The 12917-nt window shown below is 72.0% G+C and carries 6 protein-coding genes; 3 read left to right on the top strand and 3 right to left on the bottom strand.

Translation table 11 applies throughout. From position 1 onward, the window contains the following. Positions 1–7: 7 nt before the first annotated feature. Both B0I28_RS27285 and B0I28_RS14610 read right to left on the bottom strand, forming a co-directional pair. Complete coding sequence (locus B0I28_RS27285) at positions 8–3283, bottom strand: DUF4132 domain-containing protein (protein WP_181245794.1); 3276 nt, start codon at positions 3281–3283, stop codon at positions 8–10. Positions 3284–3353: 70 nt separating this feature from the next. Continuing rightward, positions 3354–6671 (bottom strand): DUF4132 domain-containing protein, encoded by a 3318-nt coding sequence (locus B0I28_RS14610; protein WP_146148106.1) that lies wholly within the window; start codon positions 6669–6671, stop codon positions 3354–3356. 433 nt (positions 6672–7104) lie between these two features. On the opposite strand from B0I28_RS14610, the gene B0I28_RS14605 reads away from it, so the two are divergent. From B0I28_RS14605 to B0I28_RS14595, 3 genes are all read left to right on the top strand, one after another. Beyond that, the gene (locus B0I28_RS14605) at positions 7105–8751 is read left to right on the top strand and encodes an HNH endonuclease signature motif containing protein (protein WP_146148105.1); all 1647 of its coding nucleotides are present in this window, start codon (positions 7105–7107) and stop codon (positions 8749–8751) included. A gap of 636 nt (positions 8752–9387) precedes the next feature. Beyond that, positions 9388–10527 carry an L-talarate/galactarate dehydratase gene (locus B0I28_RS14600; protein ID WP_106364782.1) on the top strand — a complete coding sequence of 380 codons (1140 nt, stop codon included), beginning with the start codon at positions 9388–9390 and terminating at the stop codon, positions 10525–10527. Positions 10528–10629: 102 nt separating this feature from the next. Beyond that, positions 10630–11397: an IclR family transcriptional regulator gene (locus B0I28_RS14595; RefSeq protein ID WP_106364576.1), complete on the top strand. Its 768-nt coding sequence runs from the start codon at positions 10630–10632 to the stop codon at positions 11395–11397. Positions 11398–11403: 6 nt separating this feature from the next. Here B0I28_RS14595 and B0I28_RS14590 read toward each other — a convergent pair whose 3' ends face one another. Further along, on the bottom strand, positions 11404–12906 hold the full coding sequence (locus tag B0I28_RS14590; RefSeq protein WP_106364575.1) for a tripartite tricarboxylate transporter permease: 1503 nt from the start codon (positions 12904–12906) through the stop codon (positions 11404–11406). Positions 12907–12917: the final 11 nt, after the last annotated feature.

Here is a 12917-nt window from a genome sequence, read left to right as displayed (position 1 = left end):
CTGTCCTTCATGGTCGGGAGCCGGTGAGGCGGGCGAGGGCGCCGAGGGCCTCGGCGGCGGCGACGGGGTCGATGGGGCCGGTCGGCGGCACGGGGTCGCCGCCGAAGGTCTCCAGGTCGGCGAGGTGCACGGAGGCGATCGTCTGGGTCGGGTGCTCGGCGGTGTAGCCGAGGTCGATGCCGGGCGTGATGCGGAGGACGAGGAAGCAGCGGCTCGCGAGCGGGTAGGTGAACCCGGGGACGAGCCCGCCGTCGCCGGGGTAGGCGCGGTGCCAGCCGCGCCGGGCGAGGCCGAGGAGGCGGCCGGTGTCCACTGCGGCGCCTTCGAACCGCGCGAGGCGGCCGGTGGTCAGCTCCTCGTCGGCGAAGGCGGCCACGGGCCGGTCGAGCTGGTCGAAGGGCTGGAGGATCTCGTAGTCGGCGAAGACCTCGGCCCACCGGTCGGCGGTATCGCCGAGGAGCGCCGGGTGGGCGAGGCGCACCGAAGCCCCTGCGGGGAGGTCGAACGCGTCGTCGTCGAGGTCGCTGAACGTGCCGTCCTCGGCGATGCGGAACGCGGCGCCGTCGGCGAGCCACACGAGGCGGCGGACGAGGTGCCCGGTGAGAGCGTGGCCCACGAGGTGGCGGCGGAACTCCTCCGCGTCCCAGGTGCGGCCCTCGACCATCGCGACTTCGAGGCGGTTCACCTGCTCTTTGGCGACGGATTTGAGTTCCTTGCGCAGAGCCTGGAACCGCCGGTAGGCGTCGTCGGCGACGGTGGCGTCGTCCTTCGCGCCGGGCTTGGGGAGGCTCTTCCGGGCCTTCCCGGCCTCGTCGATCACGAAGGGCCGCAACTGCTCGTCGAACGCGACAGTGAAGGTGCGGGTCCCGTAGTCGACGGTGCGGACCGCGTCGTCGGCGAGCCCGAAGTCCGGCACGAGCCGGTCGGCGAGCTGCTCGCGCGAGAGGCCCAGCTCCAGGGCGACCCGGTTGATCTGCTCCATGGCCTCGTACATGAGGGCCTTGAACTGGACCTTGTCGGCGGTGGTCTGGATGGCCCGCAGCGCTTCTTCCGAGCCGATCGCGCCGAGCACGCCGAGGCCGGTGACCGCGCGCTTGTGCTGGCCGTCGCCGGGCCACTCGCGCAGGCGGTCCGCGAGGAGCCACACGGTCGCGTCCTCGGCGAAGTGCGCGAGCTGCGTGAGCGCCCACTGGTCCTTCGGGGGCGCGCCGACGGCGAGCCACTGCTCGAAGACCGCGCGCCCGAAGCGCGCGAGGGACGCCCGGTCGCAGGTCTCGGCGACCACGTCCAGGCCCGGATAGGGGTACTCGGGGGTCGCGAGCGCGAGGACGGTGAGCAGGTGCCGCACGGCGTCCTCGGGCAGCGCCCGGTCGCCTCCCTTGAGGAGGACCTGCGGGAACATGACCGGCACGGCCCACGGGCCGGGCTTGGGGAGCTTCACGCCGCGCGGTTCGAGGGGGTCGCCGTCGAAGAGCGTCGCCACCCCTGCGACCGCCTCGGGCCCGTAGGGTTCGGCGGCGGCGATGATCGCCTTGTCCCCCAGGCGGACCGCGAGGTGGAACAGGGCGGTCTCGGCGTACTTGCGCCGGTCCTTGTCGGCGCCGAGGGCATCGGGGACGAGGAACCGGGCGGCGGCAGGGCCGTGGCGCTCGAACCAGGCGGCGGCGCGGGCGCGGTCGGACTTGCGGCGGGTGTACCGCTCGGCGACGAAGCGGGCGGCGCCGAGGCTGCACGCGGGGGCGAGGACCTCGTCGAAGTCGCAGTACTCGGCGGCTTGGACGGCCTTGTCGATCGCGGTGGGGCCGTAGCGGGCGAGGATCGCGAGGATCTCGTTCTCACTGGGTTCGGCGTCGGACGCGAGCCAGCGCGCGTACAGCGGGTCGGCGGCGTCGGGAGGTCCGAAGGCGAGGACTCCGGACACGATGTGGCGGAAGCCGCCCGCGGTGATGCGGCGGGCCCTCCGGCGCCAGGACTCGGCCGACTCTGCGTCGTCCGCGAAGGAGGCGATGAGATCGAGCCAGCGTTCCCTCTCGCCGTCCTTCCACACGAGATGCGGTTCGCCGATGGGCTCCAGGTCGAGGACGGTGCGGGTGGGCTTGCGGCGCTTGACCGTCCACGGCGGGGCGGTGAGCAGCGGAGGCAGGTCGGCGGGGTCGGCGTCGGGGACGGTCCGCTGCGCGAGTCCCGCGACGGCGGTGCGCTCGGCGTCGGTGAGGCCGTCGAAGGGCCCGGCCGCGGCGGCGACGGCGGCGAGGCGGCCGCGCTGTGCGGGTGCGGCACCGGGTGCGGCGGCGGCGACGGCGCGCAGGACGGGGCCGGGGTGGCGGCGGGCGCCGTCGACGGCGCCGTCGAACGCGTGGGGCTCGTCGAGCTGCTCGACGAGGTGGACGGCGCCCGCGGGGAGCAGGGCGAGGCCCTTGGCGAGGAGGCGGCGGTTCTCGGCGCTGACGTACCAGCGGGAGTCGAAGGTGCGGGAGAGGAGGCCGACGGCCTTGTCCCCCATGGTGTCCACCGCGGCGGCGATGTGCTCGGCCGTGAGGTAGTACTCCTCGAACTTGTAGATCCGGGCGACCTTGAGGTGGGCGGGTTCGGAGACGAAGTGGTACAGGAACCGGTCGGTGGCGCCGGAGGAGCGGTGCTCGTCGTACTCGTCGCAGACCTCGGCGGTCCAGTCGGCCTCGTCGGGGAGGAGGAGCGAGGCGGCGAGGCGCTGCGAGGGGCCGCGGCGGTGCTCGGCGGCAGCGGCGACGACGGCCTTGTACTCGTCGTCGCTTGCGGCGGCGAGGTGCGCGCGGAGCGCGGCGACGGCGCCGTTGTCCATGTCGCGGTGGAGGGACCGGTACTCGTGCCAGCGGGCGTCGGTGAGGTGCAGGTGCCGCATCTGGGGGCGCTCGTCCTCGTCGTAGTACCCGAACAGCTGCACCGCATGGCGTTCGACGAACGCGCACACGGTCCAGGGTAGGCCGTGGGCGACGAGCCAGGCGTCGAGTTCGAGGCGGGTCCACTCGGCGGCGGTGTGCGGACCGACGTGCCGCAGCAGCTCGCCGGCGGCGACGGCGCCCGCGACGTCCGGTGCGCCCGAGAGGTAGTCGGTGATCGCTTGGCGGTGGCGGCGGTTGCGCTTCATGTGGAGGATCTGCGCGAGGAGGTCGGCGTGGACCTCGAACCGCTCGGCGAGGAGGTCGGGGGCGTCGGGGTCCGGGATGGTCGGCGTCCCGGGGCGCGTTCCGCGGCGCGGGAGGAGCTTCGCGGCCCAGGCCGCGGGGAGGTCAAGAGCAGTCATCTCGTCTTTCCGGGTGGGGTGCCGCCCCGAGGATACGGTCCGGGTGCGGCACCCCTTGCAGGTGAGCGGGTCAGGAGCGGCCGGTGAGGCGGGCCAGCGAGCCGAGGACCTCGGCGGCGGTGACGGCGTCGATGTTCGTGGGGTGCTTGCGCTTCGCATACTGCTCGTCCGACCACCAGTACTGCTCGGTGTCGGTAAGGTGCACGCCGCGGAGGGTCTGCTCGGGGGTCTCGCCGATCGCGCCGACGTAGATGCCGTGGTCGAGTTCGATCGTGACGAAGCCGCCGTTCGGCAGCTTGTAGGCGAGGCCCGGTTCGACGCCGCCGTCCTCGGGGGAGGCCCGCCACCAGCCGCGCTTGGTCATGCCGAGGAGGCGTCCGACCTCGACCTTCGCGCCTTCGAAGCGGGTGAGGCGACCGGTCGCCAGCTCTTCGTCGGTGAAGGCGAGCACGGGCCGGTCGAGCTGGTCGAAGGGCTGGAGGATCTCGTAGTCGGCGAGGATCTCGGCCCACGCGGCGACCTGGTCCCCCAGGTGGACGGGGTGGGCGACGCGGATCGCGGCATCGGCGGGGAGGTCGATGGTCTCGTCCTCCGCGTCGCTGAAGGAGCCGTCCTCGGCGATGCGGAATCCGGTGAAGACTCCGCCGGTTTCGGCGGTCCACACCAGACGGCGCGCGAGGTGCCGCGTGAGCGCGTGGTCGACGAAGAACCGCCGGAACTCCTCCAGCGACCATGAGCGGGTGGCGGTCATGGCCGCTTCGAGGCGCGCGATCTGGTCGGTGGCGACGGCCCGCAGCTCCTTCTTCAGGGCGGTGAACCGCTGGTAGGCGGCGGTCGCCAGGTCCGGGTCGTCCTTCGCGCCGGGCTTGGGGAGGACCTTGCGGGGCTTGCCGTCCTCGTCGGTGACGAACGGCTTCAGGGCCTCGTCGAACGCGACGGTGAACTTCCGCGTCCCGTAGTCGAGGACGAGCGCGGCGTCCTCGCCGAGCCCGAAGTCCGGCACGAGCCGGTCGGCGAGCTGCTCTCGGGAGAGCCCGAGGTCGGCGGCGATGCGCTCGATCTGGCGGCCCGCTTCTTCCTTGAGCGCCTTGAACTTGACGCGGTCGGCGATGACCTGGATGGCGCGCAGGGCCTCCTCGGAGCCGAGTGCGCCGAGCACGGCCAGGCCGGTGACGGCGCGCTTGTGCTGCGACTGGCCGGGCCATTCGCGGATGAGCGGGGCGAGCGCCCACACCGTCTCGTCCTCGCCGAAGTGCGCGAGCTGCGTGAGCGCCCAGGAGTCCTTCGGGGGCGCGCCGATCGACAGCCACAGCTGGAACACGGCGCGGCCGAAGCGCGCGAGGGACGCCCGGTCGCAGGCTTCGGCGACCACGTCGAGGCCCGGGTAGGGGTACTCGGGGGTCGCGAGCGCGAGGACGGTGAGCAGGTGGCGCACCGACTCGGACGGGAGGGCCTTGCCGTTCTTGAGGAGCACCTGCGGGAGGGTCGCCGGGGAGGCCCACGCGCCGGGCTTGGGGAGCTTGACGCCGCGGGGTTCGAGGGGGTCGCCGTCGAGGAGCGCGGCGATGGCTTGGGCCGCTTCGGGTCCGAAGGGCTCGGCCGCGGCGGCGGTCTCGGCGGCGCCGAAGCGCATGGCGAGGTGGAGGAGCGCGGTCTCGGCGTAGCGACGCAGCTTCTTGTCGGAGCCGAGGGCGTCGGGCACGAGATAGGGGACGGCGGCGAGGCCGTGGCGCGCGAACCACTGCGCGGCCGAGGCCCGCGCGGACTTGAGGCGGTCGAGCCGTTCGGCGGCGAGGCGGGCCGCGTCGAGGGACAGGATCGGGCCGGGCAGGCGCAGGAAGGTCGGGTCCTTGCGGGCGGCGGCGACGGCGTGGTCGGCGACGCGGTCGCCGTAGCGGGCGAGGATGCGCAGGACCGTGTACTCGTAGCCGTAGTAGTCCTTGTTCAGCCACCGGTGCAGGTGCGGCTCGGCTTTAGCCGGGTCGCCGAAGGCGAGGAACGACTCGATCTGCCAGTCGTAGGTGTCGGGGCCGGGCTCAGTCCAGTCCTCGTACGCGCCTTCGTAGTCCCAGGACTCCTTGAGGCCGAGCCACTCCTCCTGCTCGCCCGGAGCCCAGGCGAGCGTGATCCCCGTGGGGGCTTCGAGGCCCTCGATGACGACGGGCTTGGCCTTGGCGCGCTTGACGGTCCACGGCGGGGCGACCAGGAGCGGCGGCAGGTCGGCGGCGTCTGCCTCGGGGGCGCGGCCGTTCTCGGCCAGGAGCGCGTCGAGGGCGGCGCGGCCCGCTTCGTCGAGGAAGGCCCGGTCGGCCTCGGGGACGAGGGACGCGAGGGCGATGAGGCGGAAGCGGGCGTCGCCGGTGGTGCGGCCCGCGCGGGCGAGGACGGTGCGCAGGGCGCGCTGCGGGAAGCGCGCGGCGGCCTCGGCGGCGGGCTCGAACACGTGGGGTTCGTGGAGGCGCTTGACGAGGAGGTCCATGGCCGCGTCGGAGGGGATCGCGGCGACGGCCCGGTAGAGGGTCTTGCGAAACTCGGCTGGCAGGTGGCCGCTCTGGATCAGCGTGTGCTCGATGATCGGGAGCGCCCCGGTGCCGAGGCCGGTGAGAAGCGCGGCGACTGCGGCCGTGTCGGTGTAGTACTCGTTGAGGACGGTGATCCCGCCCGCGACGAGTTGGCCTGGGGCGCTGACGGAGTGGAGCATGATGGCGTCGCACCAGCCGTAGGAGCGGACCTGCGCGTACTCGGGCATGGCCTCGTCGGCCCATGCGGTCTCGTCGGGCAGGAGGATCGCGGCGGCGATGCGCTTGAGGGGCGTGTCGCGGACGGGCGCGACGGCGGCGACCACCTCGGCGTAATCGGCGTCGGGCAGGTCGGCGAGGACCGAGCGGATGGCGGCGAGGCCGCCCTGCTCGTGCTCGTGCATGAGGGGGCTCATGTAGTCGAAGTGGACGGGCACGAGGACGCGGTGCTCGTATCCGTTGCCGCTGCTGGAGCGCTGGTGGACGGCGAGGCGCTCGACGGCGGCGGCAACGGCGAACGGGAGGCCGTGCTCGGCGGCCCAGCCGTCGAACTCGGGGCGCAGCCAGGAGTCCGAGTGGCGGCTGTGGGCGTCGCACATGAGGGCGGCGACCGCGGCGGCGCCGCGCGGGTCGGCCTTCCCGGCGAGGAACGCCTCCGCGGCGTCCACGTGGTCGGCGTTGTCGGGGCGAGCCAAAGCGAGGCGGACCTTGGGGGCGCGGGCGTCGATCTTGCGGCGCAGCGTCTCCCCCGCTTCGGCGTCGAGGACCACGGGCTTCCCGGTGCGGCGGCCGCGCCGCGACATGGGGCGCGCGCCCCAGCCGGAGGGCAGTTCGAGCGAGTCTTCTTGGGGGGCAACGTGTTCAGTCATGCGCGTCCTTCGAGCGACCGGATTCAACGACCCGAGACTATGGCCCCGGTGCGACATCGACTCTGCCGAGCGGCATCGAACAACCCGTTCAGCATGGTCAAACGTCAGCATGGTCAATGGAGGGGACGCTCTTGGCGCTTCACTCGTGCCCGCGGGGTACGACCATCTTCAGCCACGCTTCTGGGTTGCGGGTGGTCTTGGGTTGGGGTTAGAGCGGGCAGCGACGAAGAGGTCCCATTGCGCTTGGGTTGGGTTGGCGGCCTTGGGGTCCGGGGTGGGTGGGCGGGAAGGCGAGCGGTGGTGCGGGTGGGGCTTGGTGAAACTTCCTCACCAAAGATCACCCTTCTGGGTGTTGACGCACTTTAGCACACAGCGTCACAATTGATACACACCAGCGAATACGCAGGGCACAACAACACAGGGGGTGATCCCGATGGCAGCCACTACGATCCACAGCCGGACCAGCAGCAGCGACCAGGCCCAGACCATCCGGACCCTCCTCGAAGCTGCCGCCTCGGCAGTGAACACGCACTACGCCCAGGTCCTGTCCGCGGTCATCGACGCCAAGCAGGCGAACCTCCACCGCACCGCCTTCGGCTTCTCCGCCCTGCGCGACTGGCTCATCTCCACCTTCGACTTCACCCACCGCACCGCCGCCGACATCGCCGCCATCGCCCGCCTCTCCACCAAATTCCGAGCACTCGTCGAAGCGGCCGTCTCGGGGCAGGCCAGGATCGACCAAGTCGCCTACGCCGTCAGGCAACTCGACCGGACCCCCGCGGTACGCCTGTTCGCACTCACCCCCTTCAGGGAACCGGTCCCCTCCCCCTTCGATGCCGACACCCTCTGCGCGACACCCGAACACCTCATCGCCCAGTACTGCACCCACGCCCCCTTCAAAGACCTCCAACGCCACCTTGACGAACTGGCCGCCCACCTCGCCGAAGAGTCCGAACTCCTTGACAGCCTCGGCGAGCAGTCCCTCCAATGGATCGAACTGGCCGAGACCGACAACGGCATGTGGGCCCTCTCCGGTGAGTTGTCGGGCGACACGGGCAGGCTCCTGGACAAGTACCTGAAGACCGCCTGCCCGCCACCCCGCCAAGACGAACAAGACCTCGACGGCGTGCTCCCGGCCCAGCCGAACCGGCATGCCGAGGCCCTCCACCAGCTCATTGCGGGCTACGGCACCTCCCCCGACGCAGTCAAGCGCCACGGCCACACCGCCACCCTCGACCTCACCGTCGACATCGACACGTTGCAGGGCAAGGACACCGGCCGCACCCCGCTCCTGGAAGGCCAGCCGGTCTCGGTCGCCAAAGCCCGCCTGATCGCGTGCGAAGCCGGGATCATCCCCGGGGTCTTCGACTACGACACCGGCGAGGCGATCGAACTCGGCCGCGCCGCCCGCCTCCCCAATGCCGCGCTGCGCCGCAAACTGGAGCTTGAGCAGCGCGAAGGGTGCGCCTGGCACGGATGCTCCAGGCCGGTCGCCTGGACCGAAGCCCACCACATCCAGCACTGGGCCGACGGCGGCGACACGAACGCGGCCAACCTGATCCTGCTGTGCCGGTTCCACCACGGCCGCATCCACACCACCGGCTGGACGATCGAGAAGACCGGCCCCGGCCAAGCCCTCATCACCCACCACGACCACCCCGCCACCGGTGATGGCACCGGGGCCACCCAGGCCGGGCAGGCCGGGGAATGCGGATGCTCCGACTGGCGCACCGATGCGGACATGGACACCGAAAACCAGGACACGGACTGGGATGTCTTCCCGACCGGGCTCTACCGCACCGAATGGTCCCCCACCCTCAAACCCGACCTCGACGCACGAGCCGAACAGGCCGAACGGCAAAGAGCCCTCGCCTCGATACGGGCAGCCAGAGCCAAATGCCGAACACGCCTCACACCACCGGCCAAAGAACCCGAACCGGGCAAGGCAAGCGGACCGACCGCACCGCCCCCGCCACCGCCCCCGCCCTCGTCCCCGCACTCACCCTCGCCCTCGCCCTCGCCCTCGCCCAGCCATCGGGAACCGATCCCGGCCGGCAGCCCAGGAGACCCGCCCTTCTGAACCCGCCCGCCCCGGACCAGCCAACCAGGGCGGGAGACACCAAGAAGGGCACATACGAAGACCAGACCCCAGGCCCGGCAGCCAAACCCGGCCCGCCTCCCACATCTCCCCGTCGCCGCCAAAAAACCCGCACCCCGACACACCCCAAAGCCGCAAAACCCAACCCCGCCCCACCACCCACCCCGTCGTCGCCGCCGAGAAAGACCCGCGCCCCATCACCACCCGAAAGCCACAACACCCGACCCCGCCATACCTGCCATTCCCGCCAAGGCCCAGCGCACCCGGCGCGGCCACGGCAATCCCGCGTCCCCACCTCTCCCCCTCGCCGCCAATAGAATCCGCGCTCCGCCAGTCGGAGAGTCCTCTCCTGACCGTCGCACTCCCCGCCTGCACCCTTCAGCGGTTACGGTTCCTCTGCTCGTCAGGACTGGACGGCGCAGCCCAGCAGTCGCATTCGTCGTGCGGGCCTTGTGCCCGGCGGCGCTGGTGACTTAAGCTCAACGAGTCCCATTCACCGGCATACCGTCCCGTTCATCGGGACTTCCGTCCTGGGAGGACCCCTTGACCGACTCCACGTTCCTCGACTTCACCAGTGCCGCAGAGACCTCCGATGCGAACGAGCGGCACTTCAGCGCGCTGCGGCGCGGCGAGGCGAGCACCGACCGGATCGCGTCGGTCCGGATCTCGGCGGCGACGCTGCCGCTCAAGGGCGCGATCAGCGACGCGAAAGTGCTGACCGGACGCCAGAAGCCGCTGCGCGACGTCGCGTTCCTGTTCGCGGAGATCCGCACCGAGGCCGGGCTTGAAGGCGTGGGCTTCAGCTACTCGAAGCGCGCGGGCGGCGCGGGCCAGTTCGCGCACGCGCGCGAGGTCGCGCCCGAGCTGATCGGCGAGGACCCCAGCGACATCCAGCGGATCTGGACGAAGCTGGTGTGGGCGGGCGCGTCGGTCGGGCGCTCCGGCCTTGCAGTGCAGGCGGTCGCGGCGTTCGACATCGCCCTGTGGGACCTCAAGGCCAAGCGCGCCGGGCTCCCGCTCGCGAAGCTCCTTGGAGCCCACCGCGACTCGGTGGCCTGCTACAACACCTCGGGCGGGTTCCTGTCCTCCTCCATCGAGGAGGTCATTGAGAACGCGCAGGCGACGGCGGCGAGCGGGATCGGCGGCGTCAAGATCAAAGTGGGGCAGCCGGACACGAAGCTGGATCTGCGGCGCGTGGCGGCCGTCAAGGAGGCGATCGGCGACCGGATCGACCTCATGGTCGACGCCAACCAGCAGTGGAACCGCAGCACGGCGGTGCGCATGGGCCGGGCGTTCGAGGAGTTCGACCTCACCTGGATCGAGGAGCCCCTCGACGCATACGACGCGGAGGGCCACGCCGACCTCGCCCGCGAGCTGGCGACGCCGATCGCCACGGGCGAGATGCTCACCTCCGTGGCCGAGCACGCCGAGCTGATCCGCCACCGCGGCGCCGACTTCATCCAGCCGGACGCGCCGCGCGTCGGCGGCATCACGCCGTTCCTGAAGATCATGGCGCTCGGCGAGGCCGCGCACCTGCGCATGGCCCCGCACTACGTCATGGAGCTGCACCTGCACCTCGCGGCGGCCTACGAGCACGACCCGTGGGTCGAGCACTTCGACTGGCTGGAGCCGCTGTTCAACGAGCGCCTGGAGACCGAGGGCGGACGGATGCTGGTCCCGGCCCGCCCCGGCATCGGAGTGAGCCTCAGCGATCAGGCGCGGGCCTGGACGACGGCGACCGAGGTCTTCGGCGCCTGACGCCGGACGGCCCGGCACGGCGACGTGCCGGGCCACTACGCTTGTGGACACCCGGCGCTCCCGCTTCGACGTGCGCCGCCAAGAACTGCGAAGGACCATCCCATGCCGCGCGCGGAGGCGCCCCCGAAAGGCTCGCTCGACCGGGCCCTGGAGATCTTCGACGTGCTCACGGTGCGCGGCGGGGCCACGACCGCGGAACTGGTCGCGGCCACGGGCGCGTCCCGCAGCGCGGTCTACCGGCTCGTGGAGCGGCTCCAGGCCGCCGAGTACCTCGCGCACGCCGACGGCCGCTGGCGGCTCGGGCCCGCCGCGGCCCGCATGGCGATGGCGGCCGTGCAGCGCATGGACGTGTTCGCCGCGGCCCCGCCGCTCCTGCGCGACCTCGCGGCCCGGACCGGCGAGACCGTGAACCTCGGGGTCCTCTCCGGCGACGAGATCGTGTTCGTGTTCCGGGAGCTGGGCCGCCACGCCGTCCAGGTCCGGTCGGAGCTGGGCGCCCGAAGGCCGCTGCACGCCACCGCGGTCGGCAAGGCGTACCTGGCGGGCCTCGACCCCGAGCGGGCCCGGACCCTCGTCGACGGCCTGGAACTGACGAAATACACCGGCGAGACGATCACCGACCCCGCGCGCCTGCGCCGCGAGATCGAGGCGATCCGCCTCCGCGGCTGGTCCGAGGAGCGCGGCGAGTTCGACGCCTCCAGCACGTGCTTCGGCGCGCCCGTGCTCGACCAGGCCGGGGAGGTCGTCGGCTCGGTGTCCGTCGCCGGACCGACCTCGCGGATCGCGGACGCCGCCTTCGGGCCGCTCGTGGCCGAGGCCGCCGGGACGGTGTCCCGCCGGCTCGGATACGTCCGGCCCGAAGGCGTCTGACCGCATTCAGTCCACCGCGGTCCGCTCGGTCTGCCTGGCGCGCACGGTCCGCAGGACCGGCACGACCACGACGGTGAGCACCAGGACCGCGACGAGCGTCCCCGAGACGGGGCGCTGCACGAACTCGGTGAGGTCGCCGCCGAACAGGCGCATCGACCGGCGGAACGAGGCTTCCAGGAGCGACCCGAGGACGAACGCGAGCACGAACGGCCCCGGCTCGAATCCGAGCTTGCACATCCCGTAGCCGAGCAGGCCGAGCCCGATCATGAGCAGCATGTCGAAGGCGTTGTTGCGGATCGAGTACGCGCCGAGCATCGTGATCACGACCGTCAGCGGCGCGAGGATGCCCGGCCGGACCTTCAGCATCCGCACGAACACCCCGATGAGCGGGATGCTCAGCGCGAGCAGCAGGAGGTTGCCGACGTACATCGAGTTGACGACGCCCCAGAACACGTCCGGGTGCTCGCTCATCAGGCCCGGCCCCGGCGTGATCCCCTGCAGCATCAGCGCGCCGAACAGGACCGCCATCGTGGCGTTCGCCGGGATGCCCAGCGTCAGCAGCGGGATGAACGAGGACGTCGCCGCCGCGTTGTTCGCCGACTCCGGCCCGGCGACGCCTTCGATGGCGCCCTTGCCGAACCGCGACGGCTCCTTCGCCACCCGCTTCTCGACCGCGTACGACACCAGCGACGACATCGTCGCGCCCCCGCCCGGCAGGATGCCGAGTACGAAGCCCGTCACCGAGCCGCGCAGGATCGCCATGCGCGAGCGCAGCCAGTGCAGGCGGCTCGGGACCGCGCGCCCGAACGACGGCACCGCGGGCTGGGGCCGGTCGCGGTGCTCCAGGTTGTACAGGATCTCCCCGACCCCGAAGAGCCCCATGGCGACGATCGTGAAGTCGATGCCGTCGGCGAGCTGGTCGGTGCCGAACGTGAACCGGGGCGTCCCCAGCAGCGGGTCGAGCCCGACCGTGGCGATGAGCAGGCCCAGCGCCGCCGCGGCGGCGCTCTTCCACAGCGAGCCGGAGCCGAGCGTGCCCACCAGGAAGATCCCGATGAGCGCCAGCACCGTGTACTCGGCCGGGCCGAACGCCAGCGCGGCCCCCGCGAGCGCGGGCGCGATGAACGTCAGCAGCAGGATCGAGGCGGTGCCGCCGATGAACGAGGCGATGGCGGCGACGCCGAGCGCGGGCCCGGCCTCGCCTTTACGCGCGAGCGCGTGCCCGTCCAGGGCGGTGACCACTGTGGATGCCTCGCCGGGCATCCGCAGGAGCACCGAGGTGATCGTGCCGCCGTACTGGGCGCCGTAGAAGATCCCCGCGAGCATGATGACCGCGGCGGTCGGCTCCAGCGTGTACGTGATCGGCAGCAGGATCGCGATCGTCGCGGCCGGGCCGAGGCCCGGGAGCACGCCGATGAGCATCCCCACGGTGACGCCGATGAGGCAGAACAGGAGGTTCTGCGGCTCGAACGCCACCGCGAAGCCGGAGAGCACGGTTGAGAAGTCCATGGTCCGCTCCG

This window comes from Glycomyces artemisiae, from assembly GCF_003002955.1.
Classification (GTDB): domain Bacteria; phylum Actinomycetota; class Actinomycetes; order Mycobacteriales; family Micromonosporaceae; genus Glycomyces; species Glycomyces artemisiae.
Note: the sequence above shows the minus strand (reverse complement) of the source record. Positions and strands in the feature narration are given on the sequence as shown.